Source organism: Leptospira broomii serovar Hurstbridge str. 5399 (assembly GCF_000243715.2).
Taxonomy (GTDB): domain Bacteria; phylum Spirochaetota; class Leptospiria; order Leptospirales; family Leptospiraceae; genus Leptospira_B; species Leptospira_B broomii.
Map to the genome: position 1 here is coordinate 387,816 of NZ_AHMO02000011.1, position 17,313 is coordinate 405,128.

14 protein-coding genes are annotated in these 17,313 nt (G+C 44.3%); 7 read left to right on the forward strand and 7 right to left on the reverse strand.

Annotation, left to right across the window (positions count from 1 at the left end; translation table 11 throughout):
- Nucleotides 1–2 precede the first annotated feature (2 nt).
- Nucleotides 3–2,000 carry an ATP-dependent DNA helicase gene (locus LEP1GSC050_RS19210; protein WP_010569973.1) on the forward strand — a complete coding sequence of 666 codons (1,998 nt, stop codon included), beginning with the start codon at nt 3–5 and terminating at the stop codon, nt 1,998–2,000.
- A complete protein-coding gene (locus tag LEP1GSC050_RS19215) occupies nt 1,997–2,887 on the forward strand; it encodes a hypothetical protein (RefSeq protein WP_010569974.1) in 891 nt (296 codons plus the stop codon). The genes LEP1GSC050_RS19210 and LEP1GSC050_RS19215 overlap by 4 nt, the downstream gene beginning before the upstream one ends.
- Here the strand turns inward: LEP1GSC050_RS19215 and LEP1GSC050_RS19220 are convergent.
- Entirely contained in the window at nt 2,859–3,650 is a 792-nt protein-coding gene (locus LEP1GSC050_RS19220; RefSeq protein WP_010569975.1) for a tetratricopeptide repeat protein, read from the reverse strand. The genes LEP1GSC050_RS19215 and LEP1GSC050_RS19220 overlap by 29 nt on opposite strands.
- 84 nt (nt 3,651–3,734) lie before the next feature.
- A complete protein-coding gene (gene asnS / locus LEP1GSC050_RS19225; RefSeq protein WP_010569976.1) occupies nt 3,735–5,027 on the reverse strand; it encodes an asparagine--tRNA ligase in 1,293 nt (430 codons plus the stop codon).
- Between the two features lie 95 nt (nt 5,028–5,122).
- Here asnS and folD point away from each other — a divergent pair, with 95 nt between their 5' ends.
- From folD to LEP1GSC050_RS19250, 5 genes are all read left to right on the forward strand, one after another.
- Entirely contained in the window at nt 5,123–5,977 is an 855-nt protein-coding gene (gene folD / locus LEP1GSC050_RS19230) for a bifunctional methylenetetrahydrofolate dehydrogenase/methenyltetrahydrofolate cyclohydrolase FolD (protein ID WP_010569977.1), read from the forward strand.
- 16 nt (nt 5,978–5,993) lie between these two features.
- Nucleotides 5,994–6,959: an acetylxylan esterase gene (locus tag LEP1GSC050_RS19235; RefSeq protein ID WP_010569978.1), complete on the forward strand. Its 966-nt coding sequence runs from the start codon at nt 5,994–5,996 to the stop codon at nt 6,957–6,959.
- Nucleotides 6,956–8,368 carry a cysteine--tRNA ligase gene (gene cysS / locus LEP1GSC050_RS19240; protein ID WP_010569979.1) on the forward strand — a complete coding sequence of 471 codons (1,413 nt, stop codon included), beginning with the start codon at nt 6,956–6,958 and terminating at the stop codon, nt 8,366–8,368. The genes LEP1GSC050_RS19235 and cysS overlap by 4 nt, the downstream gene beginning before the upstream one ends.
- Entirely contained in the window at nt 8,365–9,105 is a 741-nt protein-coding gene (gene rlmB / locus LEP1GSC050_RS19245; RefSeq protein WP_010569980.1) for a 23S rRNA (guanosine(2251)-2'-O)-methyltransferase RlmB, read from the forward strand. Before cysS ends, rlmB begins: the two co-directional genes overlap by 4 nt.
- Before the next feature lie 107 nt (nt 9,106–9,212).
- Nucleotides 9,213–10,355, forward strand: a complete 1,143-nt coding sequence (locus tag LEP1GSC050_RS19250) for an esterase/lipase family protein (protein ID WP_010569981.1) — start codon at nt 9,213–9,215, stop codon at nt 10,353–10,355.
- 37 nt (nt 10,356–10,392) lie between these two features.
- Here LEP1GSC050_RS19250 and hisF read toward each other — a convergent pair whose 3' ends face one another.
- From hisF to LEP1GSC050_RS19275, 5 genes are read right to left on the reverse strand one after another with little or no spacing between them, the layout of a single operon-like run.
- Nucleotides 10,393–11,160 (reverse strand): imidazole glycerol phosphate synthase subunit HisF, encoded by a 768-nt coding sequence (hisF, locus tag LEP1GSC050_RS19255; protein WP_010569982.1) that lies wholly within the window; start codon nt 11,158–11,160, stop codon nt 10,393–10,395.
- Nucleotides 11,157–12,620: an Asp-tRNA(Asn)/Glu-tRNA(Gln) amidotransferase subunit GatA gene (gene gatA / locus LEP1GSC050_RS19260; RefSeq protein WP_010569983.1), complete on the reverse strand. Its 1,464-nt coding sequence runs from the start codon at nt 12,618–12,620 to the stop codon at nt 11,157–11,159. The genes hisF and gatA overlap by 4 nt, the downstream gene beginning before the upstream one ends.
- Nucleotides 12,617–12,907 carry an Asp-tRNA(Asn)/Glu-tRNA(Gln) amidotransferase subunit GatC gene (gatC, locus tag LEP1GSC050_RS19265; protein WP_010569984.1) on the reverse strand — a complete coding sequence of 97 codons (291 nt, stop codon included), beginning with the start codon at nt 12,905–12,907 and terminating at the stop codon, nt 12,617–12,619. The genes gatA and gatC overlap by 4 nt, the downstream gene beginning before the upstream one ends.
- 26 nt (nt 12,908–12,933) lie before the next feature.
- Nucleotides 12,934–14,349: an undecaprenyl-phosphate glucose phosphotransferase gene (locus LEP1GSC050_RS19270; protein WP_010569985.1), complete on the reverse strand. Its 1,416-nt coding sequence runs from the start codon at nt 14,347–14,349 to the stop codon at nt 12,934–12,936.
- 3 nt (nt 14,350–14,352) lie between these two features.
- Nucleotides 14,353–17,295, reverse strand: a complete 2,943-nt coding sequence (locus tag LEP1GSC050_RS19275) for an LPS-assembly protein LptD (RefSeq protein ID WP_040912001.1) — start codon at nt 17,293–17,295, stop codon at nt 14,353–14,355.
- Nucleotides 17,296–17,313: the final 18 nt, after the last annotated feature.

Sequence of the window (17,313 nt, forward strand, 5' to 3'; positions counted from 1 at the left end):
TCTTGGGTAAAACAGCAGATCAATTTTCTAAACTTTCAACTCTATGGCCTGAATTCGAGTCCAGACCTGGCCAGATTCAAATGGCAAACGGAGTCGAAGAAGCTTTCCAGGAGGCTAAGCATTTAATTGTAGAAGCGGGAACGGGGGTCGGTAAATCACTAGCATATCTCATTCCGGCAGCATTATCAGCATTGGAGAACGAGCAAACCGTAGTAATTTCAACAGAAACGAAAGCGCTCCAGGACCAGTTAATCAAAAAGGATATCCCTCTCGTATCGGAAATTTTAGGCGAAGAGATCCGTGCCGAGGTGGCGATGGGCGCCTCCAATTACGTATGCAAGAGAAAACTAGGAAACGTTCTCTCTCAAGGAACCTTCGGTCCAGAAATGATGGATCATTTGGAATCCTTTAAGAACTGGGTCTCGGTCAGCCAAAGCGGACGTCGTCAAGAATACGACGGTTATGCATCATTCGACTTTTGGAATAAGGTTACGCGAGAAGCGGATTCCTGCCTCGGCAGAAATTGTCCGAACTTTTCGCATTCTTTCTATTTTTTAGAGCGAGCCAAATGGCAAAAGGCGCATATACTGATCGTCAACCACCATTTACTCGCTGCCCATATCGCGTCGGACTTCAATATTCTTCCCGAATTTAAAAAACTCGTAATTGATGAAGCGCATAATTTTCCCGAAACCTTAGGCTCCGCATTTCGAATCGAATTGTCTTCCGGAGAAATCCAAAAACTTCTGCAACAAGTTTGGAACTCTCAGAAAAAAACGGGTCTCGCGGTTAAACTGAATTCGCCAAAGATTAACGATTTAGCGACCCAGGCCGGCGAAAGACTTTTTTCTTGCTTTAACGCGATCGCCGGAGAACTCCCTTTGAATTTTTACGGTTCACAAAGAATTCGTAAAGTTCTGAAAATGGACGGGGGGATGTTCGAATCCAATTTGGATGCATTGGAACAAACTCTTCTATTGGAATTAAAAAAATACAGTAAAGAAAGCGAGGAAGTGAGCGAAAAGGAAATCGCGCTGGAAATAGAAATGCTCGCCAATCGAATCGGCAGTATCGCCGAAGGTCTGCATCTCTTCCGAACGATGGATGGCGATGAACGCGTCTATTGGGCCGATCCTCCCAGTCAAAAAACCAAGGAACTATATCCGAAACTTCTCACTCAACCTTTGGAATCCGAATCCATCCTGAAGGAAATTTTAGAACCACGTATGGAAAGTATCATATTCACTTCCGCGACTCTCGCAACGGATAAAGGAAATCTAAAGTATTTTAGCGAGAGAATCGGAAAACTTCCGTCCAAATCAAAGATCGTTCCGTCCCCCTTTCCCTATGAAAAGAATTCCATTTTATTTCTCCCAAAAGATGTGAGGGACGCCTCCGAAAACGCCGAAGGAAATTCCGCCGATTTGTCCCGCTATATCGTAAAACTGATCGAACTAACCCAAGGAGGAACGTTCGTGCTTTTCACTTCGAATCGTTCCTTAAATGAAATACTAGAAATAGTCCGTCCCGTTACGAAATTTCCTATCTTTTCCCAAATTGAGATGGGTCCGGAACCTGCGAAGAACGCTTTCTTATCGGAGGAAAATGCGGTACTGTTCGGGGTATCCACATTTTGGCAGGGGGTTGATATTCGAGGCGATAAACTTCGCTCGGTAATTCTCACTAAGCTACCTTTCCAACCGCCGAATGATCCTGTATTGGAAGCAAGGAGCGAAAAGTTGAAGGAGAGAGGAGGAAACCCATTTCGAGATCTTCAACTTCCTTATGCAACTACGATTTTAAAACAAGGATTCGGGAGATTGATTCGGTCCGAAAAGGATACAGGAATCGTCAGTCTTCTGGATTCTAGAGTCTGGACCAAGTCATACGGAAAAGATTTAATCACCGCTCTTCCTCCGGCCAAGAGGATCTCAAATTGGGACGAATTGAAAATAGAATATTCAAAATTGCCGAAGTATGTCTCGGGAGCGCTCCGATGAAGGAATTAATTTTTTTCAGATACCCGATAGTTTCCCTAACCTGCATCTTTTTGACTTTGATCCTTCCTGTTTTAGCATGGGAATCCAGAGATAAAACGGATACGATCGTGGATTGGAAATCCGGCGAAATTCGCAAAACCCTAGAACTGAAGTTACCGAAGATCGTTTTTCATCCTGACGATCCGGATTATAATCGGGAAGGGACCGCGAAGAATTTAACCGAAGCTAGGAGCATCGCCAAAGAAAAACTTCGGGAAGATCTGAAGAAGTATTTATTTCGCGGTATGGAAAACCTTAGATTAGATTCCAGTCGTTTGTTGAGAGAGAAGATAGCGGAAGACGAATCGTTTCGAGAAGTCTTTCAGGAATTTTACGGAAAAGATCCCATAGAAATTGAAAATCGTTTTAAAGAAAACCGATTGAATGCGACCGGAACTCTTCCATTAAAAGGCAATAAAGGAGTCTTTGCCCATATCCTACTTCCTTACGGGTCCGAGAATTTTCCGGAATTCACTTCTTCCGATCTCCCTGCGGATCCGTATACGGGCCTAATCGTTGACGCAAGACATTTGAAAGCGGAGCCGGCACTCTTTCCGGAAATTAGAAACGAAGACGGGATAAGCCTTTATTCCCCTTTATTCCTGAAAAAGGGAGCTATCGTAAATAACGGTTTCGTAATGTATCTTTCCGATCCCAAAGAGGCGATGAAGAGGGAATTTACGGGGGATAAACCCTATATTGCGATGGCTTTATCCACCTCTGGAAAATATCCGGTCGATTTAGTGGTTTCGATCGAAGACGGAGAAAAAATGCTAGCCTCTCCTAAGACGAAAGAGGCTCTTCGAAAAGGGAAAGTGATTATTTTGCTTGGGAAACCAGAAAAGTGAAAACTTCTTCGGCTTTTTTATACGATTCCGAGAAGAGATACGCATAACCTAAATCTAATAATTCCTTCTTGGATAATTCTTTGCGGCGTTTTTCGTAAACGGAAATACTCTGAATGACAGGAGCATACTCGGTTACTTTTTCCTCATAAGAGGGAATTTCTCCCGCGCCGGGCAATTTTTCTAGAATACCTTTTGCCTCCTCGAATTTTCCGAGTTGAACCAAGCATAGACCCAGGGCGGCAAGAACGTCGCGATCTTCCTTTAGAATCGAAGCATTGTCCTTAAATGCCACCAAGGCCTCTTCGAATTTGCGAAGATAATAGAACGAAAAGAATTCTAATTTGGCGAAATAATTATCTTTGAAAAGCGCCTTGTAACGCAGGATCAAATCCAAGGCAGCCTTATGTCCGCCCGCTTCCTCGCAGGTTTTAATTCCTGTTTTCAAAATAGAATAAGAAACAAGAGACGACGAAGCCTTGAAATATTCGTGAAACAGCAAGGCTGCCTCTTTCACTCTTCCGTTAGCCCTATGCAGGTATCCGGCTAATAAAGGGGTTAGAACCGTTTTGCCTTCCAGGGGAAAATTATTAGCGCTTTCCCCGCCGGTTTCAAATTCGGTGATAGCCCTAAGATGATTGATAAAAACATTTTCCGGATGTCTCTCCGCTACTCGGACGACTTCCTCGTACGATCCCGTTTCAAAGAGTTCCCATACGGACTCTTCCAAAGAGACTTGAGTAGAAAGGGCTGCACTCTTAGCCATACAATACCTCTACTTCTGATATCGGTGCTTGTTCGGTATTTCGGAGTTTTTTTTCCGAGCCCCGTCGGACTTTCCGTCACCCCTTCAGGGATACAGCCTTTCCATCATTCTAGGGAAAGGGATACATTCCCGAATATGGGGTAATCCGCAAATCCATGCGATCAGACGTTCCGACCCTAGACCGAATCCGGAATGAGGAACGGATCCGTATTTGCGTAATTCCAAATACCATTCATATGTCTCCACGGGAAGTCTCTCTTCCTCTAATCGCTTAACGATCGTCTCGTAGCTTTCTTCCCTCTCGGAACCTCCTATGATTTCCCCGACCCCGTCCGGCGCGATCAAATCGGCATTTAACACGGTCCTCGGATCTGCCGGATTCACTTTCATATAAAAGGCTTTTGCCTCTCTCGGATATTTCTGAATAAATATCGGCCCGCCAAACTTGGTAGTCAGCATTTGCTCCCGCTCGGAATTGATATCATCTCCCCAAACGATATCCTCCTTTTGTGACTGTAGATATTCCAACGCGTCCTTATAGTCGATTCTCGGAAAGGGCTTTTCCATGTAAGAAAGTAGCGGAACAGGATCTCTTTCTAGAATCTTCAACTCGGCCGAGCAGGTTTCTACGGTTTGCTTTACGATTGTCTTAACAAAGTCTTCCTGCAATCGTAAGTTTTCTTCGTGTTGAACGAACGCCGATTCTACTTCCAACATCCAGAACTCCGTTAAGTGACGTCGCGTCTTACTTTTTTCCGCACGAAACGTCGGCCCGTAACAATACACCTTACTATGCGCAAAGATGGCTGTTTCCAAATATAGCTGGCCGGTTTGTGCCAAAAACGCTTTGCCTAAATCGAAATATTCCGTCGAAAACAGGGATCCTGCCGACTCTCCGATCGACCCCGTTAAAATAGGCGTATCGATTAAAGTGAACTTTCTTTCATGAAAATATTTTCGAATATTAAACGACACTTCGTCACGGATCCTAAGAATCGCCAATTGTTTGCTGGATCGTAACCAAAGATGACGTTGCGAAAGTAAAAAATCGATTCCATGTTCTTTAGGAGTGATCGGATAATTTTCAGAATCACCGACTTTGCGAAAGGATTTTAGGATAAGTTCAAAACCAATGGGCGATTTTTCGTTCGCTACCAACTTACCCGTCATTTCCAAAGAAGTTTCCTGTTTCAGGTGCTTAATCTGAGTAAAAACTTCTTCCCCCAAAATTTCCTTCTCGGCCAGAACTTGGAGAATTCGTCCGGAATTCCGTAGGCTGATAAATTGACGAGCGTTGGAACCTCTGATCCCGTGTAGCCATCCGGGTACGGTAACTACCAGTCCTTCGTTTTCGGAAAGTTCATTTAAGGAAATCATCTTCGTTTCGGACATGATCGTATTTTAGCTCTCCACCATCACTGAAAAGGATTATTTTCGGATGACATTCTTGGCCGAACCAAAATCCTGATTCCATGACTGCGGTACTCCTGGACGGAAAAAAACTCTCTCAAAAAATCAAAGATACGATCGCGGAAGAAATTCGCACCATGGTTGCATCCGGAAAAAAACCGCCCAAGTTAGCCACGATTCTGGTAGGTAATAATCCCGCCTCGGAAACCTACGTGAGTATGAAAGTTAAGGCCTGCCATTCCGTTGGAATGCTTTCGGAGAAAATCGAACTTTCCGAATCGACGTCTACTCAGGAACTTCTCGCGGTCATCGATAAATTAAATCTGGATCCCGATACCCACGGAATTCTTTTGCAGCACCCTACGCCCTCGCAAATTGACGAGAGAGCGGCGTTTGACAGAATTGATCTTAAAAAAGACGTGGATGGAGTTACGACTCTATCTTTCGGAAAACTTTCTATGGGTGTGGAAACCTATCTTCCCTGTACGCCGTATGGAATGATCCTTTTACTCAAAGAGTACGGCATAAATCCTGAAGGGAAAAGAGCTGTCATTGTAGGAAGGTCTCCTATTTTGGGGAAGCCTATGGCAATGCTTCTGACGGAAATGAACGCGACGGTTACTCTTTGCCATTCCAAAACTAAAAATTTGGAAGGAATCGTTCGCGAGGCGGATATCGTCGTAGGCGCAGTCGGCAAACCCGAATTCGTAAAAGCGACCTGGATCAAACCGGGAGCGGTTCTTTTAGACGCAGGATATAACCCAGGTAATGTGGGAGATATAGAAATCTCGAAAGCTTGGGAAACTTCCTCTTATTATACGCCGGTTCCGGGCGGGGTCGGTCCAATGACCATCGCGGTCCTATTATTGCAGACTCTCTATTCGGCAAAAGATCACTTTACACCGCCGCTAAAATGAAAACGATGTATCCCTGATGGCTATCAGTTTCGACGAATGCTTCCAGACGTATCCTCCCCTGCAACCTCCGGCCGATCTGGACGATTTTTGGACCGATGCAATTCGGGAATTGAAAGGCTTTCCGGTTAAAAACCAGACCAAAGCACTACTAAAAGGAACCATCTTAAAGGAAACGATTTACGATATCTCCTTCCAATCCTACGGGAACGCTACGTTAACTGGAAGTTTAGTCATCCCGCGAAAACGAGGGGATTTACCCGTGATCGCTTACTTTCACGACTACGCAAAAGATCGCCCCCAAATCATCAAGGGGCTTACCGAGGCTGGGGTCGCGCAGCTAATCTTAGACCTTCGAGGCCACGGATCCCAGCTTATACGTCCTGTTTTAAAAGAAGGAGAATTCCCCGATCCCGATTGGACCCCCGGATACTTCCGCAAAGGATTGGAAACAAAAGAATCCTTCTTTCTAAAAGGGATGTATTTGGATGTGATCCGCACGATCGAATTTCTCCGACTGACCGACGGTATAGACGGGGATCGAATTATTCTGGCTGGAAAAGGAATCGGGGCGGCTCTCGCCGCGTTCGGAGCCGCCAACTCCAATCGCGTAAAAGCAATTATATTAGAAACTCCTAATTTTTGCCACGTAGACGATACTCAATTAAGATTAGGGACGAGTTGGACCAAGGAAATCTCGGAGCAGCTTGCTCTATCCAAATCCAAAAAGACGATCCTGCGTAAGAATTTGTCCTACTTTGACACTCTGAATTTTTCTAAGAAGATCAAAATTCCGACTTTGGTTTCGGTCGGAATGGAAGATCAAGTCTCCCACCCCAAATCAGTCTTTGCACTATTCAACCATCTCGTTTGTGATAAACGAATGCAAGTATATCCGACCGAGGGAAACGAAGCGGGAATCGCAGGGGATAAACAAAACCTAGCCAACTTAGAATTTGTGAGAGAAATATTATTTTCGGAATGAGAGAGGTTCGCTTTCATAATTCGCTCACCGGGAATAAAGTCCTATTCTCGCCCGACGACACGAATCGCGTAAAAATTTACTCCTGCGGTCCGACCGTTTATAATTTCGCTCATATAGGAAATCTACGTGCATTTTTGTTCGTAGATCTTCTGCGCCGCTCTCTTAAAGCTCTCGGTTTTATTCCCGATATGACGATGAACATAACCGATATCGACGATAAAATCATTCGAGAATCCATCCAAAGTAAGAAAAGCATTCTCGAATTCACCAAACCTTGGACGGAGGCTTTTTTCCAGGATTTAGAAACGATCGGTATCGAAAAGCTTGAACATTACCCGAAGGCTACGGACTCGGTTCCTGAAATGGTGGAAATCGTTCACAGACTAAAGGAAAGGGGTTTAGTTTATGAAAAAGAAGGAAGCCTTTACTACCCGATTTCAAAATTCCAATCGTACGGAAAGCTATCTCATATAGACGTAACCGGAATGAAAACGGGAACTCGGTACGACACGGACGAATATGAAAAGGACGATGTCAGAGATTTTGTTCTATGGAAATCGCCGAAGTTAGAAGGGGAGACTTCTTGGGAAACGGATATCGGCACGGGTCGCCCCGGATGGCATCTAGAATGCTCTGCCATGATTCGAAAGATCTACGGATCGGGAATCGATATCCATACCGGAGGAGTAGACCTTACCTTCCCTCATCACGAAAATGAAATCGCACAAAGCGAAGGCGCCTACCCTAATGAAGTTTTCGTAAAATACTGGCTTCACTCCGAACACCTTCTTGTAGAAGGGGAAAAAATGTCCAAATCCAAGGGGAACTTTTACACCCTTCGCGATTTAATTTTAAAAGGGGCGGAACCTAAAGCTATCAGATTTCTCCTACTGACCACGCATTATAGGTCTAAATTGAATTTCACATTCGAGCGTTTGGAAGAAGCTAGACAATCCGTTTTAAAACTACAGGCCTGCGTAAATAGACTTTTAGAAGCGAAACAAATCTCCGAAATCGAAAAGTCCGACGAACCACCTCTCCCCGACCCCAAACTCTGGGAGGATATGTTAGACGCCCTTGCCGACGATCTAAATATCTCCAAGTTTCTGGCTTCGACCTATGAGGCAGTGAGAAGCGTTAACCAACGTCTGGATAAACCCGGCTTGGGAAGAGCGGAAATAGAAGACGCCGTTCGATTTTTCGAACGAGTCGATCGAATTTTGGGTGTCTTAAACTTCGATCCAAAACGGGAATCTTTGGATTCCGAGATCGACGAATTAGTGAAACAAAGGCAAGAAGCCCGTAAGAATAAGGATTTTGCACTTTCCGATAAAATTCGAGATCAACTCAATGATATTGGAATCGTAATCGAGGACACTAAAGAAGGTCTTCGCTGGAGAAGAAAATGAGCAAGTCGGATTATATATATGGAAAACGTAATATTTCCGAAAACCTGGCACGGCATCTTGAAACCGGAACCGACCTGTCGTTTCGGGAAGTCTGGGTTAAATCGAATCCGAATCATGAATTGAGAGAAATACTGGAAAAGCTTCCTTCCAACGTAAAGATAAACGAAGTTTCGCTGAGCCGATTGGATCAATTAGCTCCCGGCGTTAATCACCAGGGTATTATTGCCGAAAGAATTCTACTTCACACTGGCGACAAAAAATCCTTCGAAGAACATTTAGAAACTTGTAAAGGACCGATTCTAATCCTGGATCGAATCCAAGATCCCGGGAATTTGGGAAATATTCTTAGAACGGTGGAATGCTTCGGAGTGGAAACGGTTTTGATTCCGGAAAGAGATTCTTCCGGAATCACTCCTGCGGTGGAAAAGACCGCATCCGGAGCGCTCGCATATCTAAACGTATATCGCGTCGGAAATTTGGCGCAACTGATAGACAAACTTAAAAAAAGAAATTTCTGGGTGGTGGCGACCGCCGATCAAGGAGTGGAAGACTGGTCTAAAGTTCCTGCATGGGAAGAGCTGGTAATTTTGATGGGAAACGAAGGTGACGGGGTAAAGAGAATTCTATTGGATAAATCCGACTTTGTCCTTCGAATTCCGCTTCATGGGCATATTTCCTCGTTGAACGTGACTGTCGCAACCGGAATCACCTTAGACCGACTTAAAAACCGACCTTAGTTTTGTCATTTTTTTGCGTTTCATTTCTATCCTTGTTCCCGATTCGTAACTGGGGTATGAATTTTACTGCTTGCGGAAAGTTTGTTCGATAATAGCATTATCGAATCATGTTCGGGTCCGCCGTCGTTAGGAACCTTCCTGCACTACTATTAATCTTTTTCTCCTTTAGTTATTGCCACGTTAACGATCTAAAAGCCCGATTGAGTCCGCATACTCATAAATCCGATCAGGATAAATTATTAAATTACATTTTATTCGAATATTATACCGAGACGAATCATGCTCTCTATCGCTATATAAATATCTTTAGTCCGGTTGCCGCCACTAAGTCGCAAATCAACGCGGATTTCTTCGGAGACCCTTCTATAGGGCAAGTCGCCGGAAAGACAAAATTGATTTTCATACACGGATGGGATTTTACCGAAAGGAATACGGACCCTCCCACGAACAAGTACAAGAAGGTGAGCAATTTACTCGGAACCTGGAATCAAGCTCTGGAGTTCGTCGATAATAATATCTCGAGCGTTTATACGAACTACGAGATATACGTATTTACGTATAGAACTTCCGACTACATCTCCAATAACGGACGTCGTTTAATCGATACGTTAAACGCAAATTTTTCCTCGTCCGATAAGGTGATTATTTTAGCTCATTCTATGGGAGGACTAGTTTCCCGCGCGGCGCTGTACCATCCCAATAATACGAAGGACATTATCCATAATATCGTTAGCCTAGGAACACCTTATTACGGTTCTCCGTTCTCTTCGCCTCAATATCAAAGTAACGATTTATCTGCCATCAGTAGTATCGTAGGATTCGTCACCGGAACGCCCGGGGGAAAGGACCTAGGTTACACCAACGGAGGAACTTTAGGGTCGAATCTTTTACCGGGAGAATACATTTCTAATTCCTATAACGCGTATTTGGAAAGTCTTCTCGGCCAAACATCCAAAGATTCTAAAGTATCCGTGTATTACGGCGATTTGGCGGGTAGTTGTTCCGGTCATGACATTATCTATGCGAGCGGGTGCACAATCTTGAATTCAACTACGCCTCAATTTCCGAATACTGACGGTATCGTAACTGCCTATTCGGGGCAGATGTACCATAACTCCGTTGCAGGAAGATTCTCCCAAGCCGGTTTCGATCATTCCCAAATGTCTTTTCGAAACCCCGCCAACCCGTCAAATATTGCCGCTGCACAAGCATTCTTCACGACCGTTATCACTTATATTAACGGACTTTGATAATTATAGCCGGGACCGCCCCCGGCTTAGAATCCGTTTAAAGTCTAACTTTTATGCCCATCTCTCGCATATTCTCTTTGGTCTCTCGAATCGTATATTCGCCAAAATGAAAAATAGAAGCGGCCAGGACGGCGTCGGCCTTTCCTCGAAGAATCGCCTCCACCATATGCTCCGGATTTCCGGCTCCGCCGCTGGCTATGATTGGAATCTCAAGATTGGAAGAGAAAAGTTTTAATAACTTGATGTCGAAGCCTTTCTTCGTTCCGTCGCGATCCATAGAAGTTAATAAAATTTCGCCTGCACCTCTTTCCTGCGCTTCTCGTCCCCAGTCTAGAGCTTCCCTACCGGTCTCGGTTCTACCGCCGTGCAGAAATATCTCGTGCCGATTTCTTTCCTTGTGAAACTTAACGTCGACCGCACACACTATACATTGTGATCCGTAAATCTCCGCAGATTCCGTCAGCAATTCCGGATGTTGGAATGCCGCGGTATTGATCGAAACTTTGTCGGCTCCCTTTTCTAAAACGGCTTTTACGTCCTCTAAGGTTCGGATCCCTCCACCGACAGTAAAAGGAATAAAAATTCTTTCGGCGACCGCTTCCACTAAATGTATCAGAATGTCTCGTTTATCGCTCGAAGCGGTGATGTCCAAAAAACAAAGTTCATCCGCCAGATTGGCTTCGTACGCCACGGCCGATTCAACCGGATCGCCGGCATCGACTAAATTTACGAAGTTCACTCCCTTTACGACCCGGCCGTCCTTAATATCCAGGCAAGGAATGATTCTGGCGGTCAATTCACTCATCGAATATCTTCCGGAAGCGAAATTTTCAGATTTTCCCAGCTTGAAAGGGCTTGTACAAAACCGAAAATTTTGTCTTCCCCCAAGGCCGGTCCCGTTACCTGGAGTCCGATCGGTAACCCCTTGGTATCCGTTCCGATCGGTAACGATAAAGCGGGAACTCCGGCTAAATTAACGGAGGTTGTTAATATATCGGCTTTGTACATCTGTATCGGATCGGAAGTCTTTTCACCGACTTTAAACGCGGTCGTCGGGGAAGTCGGCTGCAGAATCAAATCCACTTTAGAAAAATAATATTCGTATTCTTTTCGAATCAAAACCCTCGCTTTTTGAGCCCGGCCATAATAGGCGTCGTAATAACCGGCTGAAAGAGAGAATGTCCCGAGCAGAATCCGCCTTTTTACTTCCTTACCGAAACCCTCGCTTCTACTGGCCACGTACAAATCCTCCAGTTTTCCGCTAGGATCTTTTCTTGCTCCGAAGCGAATCCCGTCAAAGCGGGATAAATTGGATGAACACTCGGCGGTCGCAATAATATAATAAATCGGAATTGCGTATGCTAATTTAGAAAAATCTAATTCAATCAGTTCCGCTCCCTTGGATTTCAATTCTCCAAGAACTTCTTTGTAGGCATTCGCTACTTCCGAATCGATTTCCGAAGTCATCTTCATGGTTCCGACCTTCAAGCCGGATAGATTTAGAGATTCTACGACGGAGGCGTCGAAGCTAGGAATCTTTCTAGAACTTGAATCTCTAACGTCCTCACCCGATATGACCGAATAGACGTCGATGACTCCTTCAAGATCTTTAGAAAGAGGGCCGATTTGATCCAGGCTGGAAGCGTAAGCAACGAGTCCGTAACGAGAGACAGTTCCGTAAGTCGGTTTCAATCCATAAATTCCGCATAATGAAGCCGGCTGACGAATGGAACCTCCCGTATCGGAACCTAAGGAGACTGGCACCATCGAGGCTGCCACTGCCGCTGCGGAACCGCCGGAGGACCCGCCGGGAATTCTAGTCGTATCGAACGGATTCGTAGTAACCTGAAATGCGGAGTTTTCGGTGGACGAGCCCATCGCAAATTCATCCATATTAGTTCTAGGAAATAGAACAAATCCTTTTTTCAAAAGGCGGTCGACAGCGGTAGCATTAAAAGGAGAACGATAATTTTCCAAAATCTTAGAGGCACATGTGGTCAACATGTCCTTAACGCATATATTATCCTTTATTCCGATCGGAATCCCGTCGAACTCAGATAAGGCTTTTCCGTTCTTCCTACGCTCCGTGCTCTCTGCGGCAGCGTTCAGAATAAATTCTTTTTCAAGCGATAAGAAGGCTTTTATTTTCGAATCAGTGGATTCGATTCTTTCCAAAAGTGCTTTTGCAAGTTCTGAAGGAGTAAACTCGCCCGCATTCAAACCTTTCTTTATTTCACTATACGTCAATTTCCAAAGAGAGTTCATGTTTCAATCACCTTAGGAACTACAAAATATCCGTTTTGAAAGCTCGGAGCAAATACCTCGATTTCCTGACGAGTCAATCCATCCTCAGCTTTATCCTTACGAACCGAATTTCCCGAATTCGGATATAATTCGTCCTCCGTGACGGAACTCACGTCGAGTTCCTTTATCGTATCTACATAATTTAGTATTTTATTAAAATCTTGGAGAAACGGTGCGACTTCTTCGGAACGTATTTTCAGTCTAGCCAGGTCGGCGATTTTTTTTAAGGATTCTTCGTTCAAATTCACGAGTGCGGGTTCTCCTTTGTCCTAAATTAGTAGGCGTTTTTATCCATTACCCCTTTAAAAGGAGTAAGTAGAATGATCTTTATGTCCAGCCATAGGGACCAGTTTTCTATGTAGTAGATATCGGCAGCTATTCTTTCATCTATCGAAGTATCACCTCTTAGGCCCTTTACCTGCGCTAATCCGGTAATCCCCGCTTTTACGGCATGCCTACGCATATAATGTCGGTGGTCGCTTTTGAACTTCTCCACGAAATGAGGTCGTTCAGGACGAGGCCCGACAACTGACATATCTCCTAAGAGCACGTTAAAAAACTGAGGGGTTTCGTCAAGGGAGGTCTTTCTCATAATTCGACCGATTTTTGTGACTCTCGGATCGTTCTGAACGGTCCAAGTAGTTTCCGACTGCCCTTTTTCCTGAACGACCATACTTCGAAACTTAATCATTTTGAAGCTTTTATTATCCAAACCGACTCTATCCTGGAAATAAAAAACAGGTCCTTTCGAAGTCAGCTTGATTAAGACCGCCAGTAAAAGATAAAACGGAGAAAATAAGGCGATAAACGTTAAGGAAAAAAGAATATCAAAACTTCGCTTAATAAACCTATTATAGCCCAGCCGAATCGGAATATTACGAATCGAGATAACGGGTAAACCGTCCATCTCATCTACTCTACCTTTTGCTTTTATGAATTCTTGAAACCCGGGAATTACTTTTAAGTCGATACCCTCGGTATCGCAGGCGTCCAGAACGTCGTGTAAAAACTCTCCCTCGTCGTTATTCAAAGCGTAAACCACTAAGTCAGGCTTAACTTCAAGAAGGACTTTTTCAATCTTCTCCGCCTTTCCTAATATCTTCATTTCCTTACGAATCGGTTTGATATTCCCGGATGAGACATACCCGATGATTTGATAACCGTATATCTGATGGCGAAAAACCGAATCCGCAAATCTTGCCGCAGTCTCGCGAACCCCGATTACTAGAACCCTTCTAAGATTATAACCTTTACGACGCAGATATCTTAGTAATTGCCTCGTAATGAAATGTAGAAAGCTAGTGGAAAAAATATTCGTTACGGCGAATGCTAAAACGAAATATCGGGAAAACCGTTCGCTTCCCAAATCTCCCCTGAAAAAGAAGAGAAGTGAGAGAACCAAAAGTAGATTCAGGAAGACTCCGCCAAAGATCGTCAGGAACTCGTCCGCAAAGGAAAGACCCCTACGAGGATGATATAAATCTATGGAAAGATAAACCAAGACCTGTGAAAGCGAAAGAAGTAATGAAAGTATAATATAGCTTTCCGTTTCGACGTACGCGCGGTCGGATCCGGTCGGATCTAAAATGTAAAATCGAAGAATGAACGCGAAAAGACAGCTCCCTAGGGAGAAAATTACGTCCAAAAAAACGAACAATAATTTGAAGGTTTGACTTCTTTCTTTCAACATACTTTACTCCGAATCGACCCCGTCCAAATAACCGGCTCTCAATGGTCGTTTTCTGAACCTGTAAATTCGCATTCTCGTCAATTGAGACGTATCCTCCGTACCGATCGTTAGGTCCGTCAAAGAAATGGAAAAGAAGATGGATTGATCGTAAAAAGTGACTTGGCTGGCGGCGTTAGTTCCTCCCGGAACCGAACGCAAATCACTACTTACGCCGAGTTTGAAATTCATCGTATGCAAATTATATTTCAGTACTCCCATTACTCGATTTATATTCAGAGCGGTATTTCTTTGAGCTTGGGTTCCGTTGATTCCCGTGCCATTAACTAAATCCTGAGCGATACTTGTAGAATTCATATTCATTGAGGTAAACGGAGCCGTAGGATCCTGACTGACTATATATCGTTGGTAATAGTAGTTATCGGTTTGATTCGTGTATCTCCAAGGTTCCGTTACTCGGGAATCTAACTCTGCTTCGAACCCCAATTCCCTGGTAATGTCTATATTGGCCTTTATAAAGAATCGATAACTGTCGATCATCTCCGCATAATATACATGGTACCAGGTACCGCCAGCTTCAAATTCCCGGATATAGCGCAAAAACGGAAGACGAAATCCGCCTAATTTATAAGAGACGGTCAGGTTATTCGAAAGAGGCCGATGCAACGGTGTATGATAAACGAAGTCATTATTAAAGAAAAGTCCGGTGTAAAAACTCCTTTTTCTCTCCAGCAAACTCCGTTTACGGCGACTAACCCCTTCTAAGAAATCAAAGTAACCGGCAAAACGGAATACCGTATAATACCATCTTTCCTGACTCGTCGGTTGAGGTTGATATCCTGAGGAAAAATTACGAAGATCCCGTACGGTCTTAAGAGAGATTTCGAAATTTTCCAATGCATAGCTTTCCAAAGAAAGTTCGAGCTCGTGCTGGCGATTCCTCATCAATACCGGGTCCTGCAAATCAGGCTTTTCAGCTTCCAATTTACGATAGGTCGTATTGAAAAAGAATACCGGAGCTCCTACACGTAAATTAGTATTCGTTCGAATGTACTGGTAACTATCGCGGGCTAAGCTTCTCTCTAATGCGGTAAATGTCGTCTGCGAAGTTTGGCTATTGGATGGTAACGCTGCGGATTGTTTTTTTGCTCCGTAATAAACATTCGGCGCCAAAGAAACGTAACTTCCGAAATTCATCGAAGTTCGAAAACCGGTTTCTCCCTGAATGAAAGTTTGGGTCCTTAAAAGATTCTCCTTATAGTCTCCGTTAGGGTCTTGATAATTTCCGTCGGGAGTCGGGATCTTCAGATTTTGTCGAACCGGAGCGCCGTAAAAGCGAAGTAAGGTGCTTGTTAAATATGTATCCCAATAAACGGGCGTCTCGAAATAAGGAAGCCTTCCTATCTCCGAGTTATTCTTAATCGTAACGGAAGGTAGGACGTCCACAGTCGGAAAATATGCGGATTTAGTTTGGGGAGCCAGGTTATAGAAGAGCATATTCCTCTTCATATTCACGTTTACGGACAAGTCCCCGCGATTTTCGGTGTAATCGGCCTTCCATTCTAAGTTGTTTCGAACATATCCGAATCGAACGTCGCGATACGTATATAACGATTGTAAACTATTGCTAGGTTGGTATCGGTTTCCATATTCGTATTCGAATAAGCGATTCGTAAAATTCTCATATTGAATGGAAAAATTTCTCGTTACGTCCTTCTCCGTATTATTCATTTTAGAATTCAGGAAAATTCTACCTTTTAACCAAGGTTCGCTTTTCTTTCCTACGTCGGGATACCCTGCCCAGTTCGTTCCTCTATCCACCTCGTTAGTAACGGCGGTCGTGCTTATATTAAAGCGATCTTGAAATCCCGAAGTGATTTGATAGTCCTTGTGATTCGCGTAACCGACGTCTATTAAATAGTTTAAAGCGCCGCTCTGCTTCCACATTTCCAATTGAACCGCTTGGCCGGTCTTTTCGTAAAAATCCGCACGAAGTTTATAACCCATCGGCGCCAAAACCCAGGTAGGTATCGTGGACCATTGATAGGAGTTCTGCATAAACAGACCCTGGGTATTATTCTTTCCCATTTGGGTCATCCAGCCGTTGCCTAAATTATTCGTATAGAAAGCAGGAAGCCAAAAAACGGTCGTGCCGCCTATCTTAAGTTTGACGTTCGTTGAGAAAGCGGTTCTATCTTCGTAGATAACGACTTTGTTAACTTCAAAAGAATAGTGTGGCTTTTCCGCATTGCAGGCGGTGAAGTACCCCATCTCGAGCATGTATCGCTTGTCGTCTAACTTCTTGAACTTTTCCCCAAAGAAGTATGCCGGTGCAAGAGTTCCTTTCGTTCGATAGACGACGCCTTTATCCAACTTATAGTCGTAGATAAACTTATCGCCCTCGACTTTCGCCCGACCATCGTCGTACCGAATTCCACCCTCCGCATATATCTCCTGGCGATCGGAATCTACCGAAATAGTCTCCGCTTCAAGACGACCGCTTCGAAGTTTAATCCGAACCCGTCCTCTCAAAACGAGAACTCCGTTCTTAGTTTTATCAACCCTAAGCAATTCGCCTTCGGCGGCGTTCTCAATAACCATCGGAGGTTCTTTCTTAGGACCTTGGGGAATCTGTAGGTTCTCGGGGGCGTTCATATCCTTCTCTTCCAGAGAAGCCTTGAGTCGCTGTCTTTTGGTATAGATGGAGCCTTCTCGCGATAAACCAAGATTCTCCAGCTGTTCGTCGACTTCACGTTCCGTTAAGGACTCGATAGATTTAGATAAGAGCTTATTACGCGTTTTAATTACTGATTTGGAGGAATCATCTTCGCCCGATGCGGTGGAATCAGACGCTTGAGGTAGGCGCGACGTGTCCACTCCCTGGGCCCAGGTAACCATGGGTAGAAAAAGCAACAGAACAAAGGTGCGGATCCAGAGGCGCATTCCAATCAAGGCCACAATCTACGG

What these genes read in the sequence shown, in the direction of transcription:
- LEP1GSC050_RS19250 (WP_010569981.1), top strand. Translation starts at nt 9,213, where the DNA reads ATGTTCGGGTCCGCCGTCGTTAGGAACCTTCCTGCACTACTATTAATC.
- hisF (WP_010569982.1), bottom strand. Translation starts at nt 11,160, where the DNA reads ATGAGTGAATTGACCGCCAGAATCATTCCTTGCCTGGATATTAAGGAC.
- asnS (WP_010569976.1), bottom strand. Translation starts at nt 5,027, where the DNA reads ATGATTTCCTTAAATGAACTTTCCGAAAACGAAGGACTGGTAGTTACC.
- LEP1GSC050_RS19220 (WP_010569975.1), bottom strand. Translation starts at nt 3,650, where the DNA reads ATGGCTAAGAGTGCAGCCCTTTCTACTCAAGTCTCTTTGGAAGAGTCC.
- rlmB (WP_010569980.1), top strand. Translation starts at nt 8,365, where the DNA reads ATGAGCAAGTCGGATTATATATATGGAAAACGTAATATTTCCGAAAAC.
- gatA (WP_010569983.1), bottom strand. Translation starts at nt 12,620, where the DNA reads ATGAACTCTCTTTGGAAATTGACGTATAGTGAAATAAAGAAAGGTTTG.
- LEP1GSC050_RS19215 (WP_010569974.1), top strand. Translation starts at nt 1,997, where the DNA reads ATGAAGGAATTAATTTTTTTCAGATACCCGATAGTTTCCCTAACCTGC.
- cysS (WP_010569979.1), top strand. Translation starts at nt 6,956, where the DNA reads ATGAGAGAGGTTCGCTTTCATAATTCGCTCACCGGGAATAAAGTCCTA.
- LEP1GSC050_RS19270 (WP_010569985.1), bottom strand. Translation starts at nt 14,349, where the DNA reads ATGTTGAAAGAAAGAAGTCAAACCTTCAAATTATTGTTCGTTTTTTTG.
- LEP1GSC050_RS19235 (WP_010569978.1), top strand. Translation starts at nt 5,994, where the DNA reads ATGGCTATCAGTTTCGACGAATGCTTCCAGACGTATCCTCCCCTGCAA.
- folD (WP_010569977.1), top strand. Translation starts at nt 5,123, where the DNA reads ATGACTGCGGTACTCCTGGACGGAAAAAAACTCTCTCAAAAAATCAAA.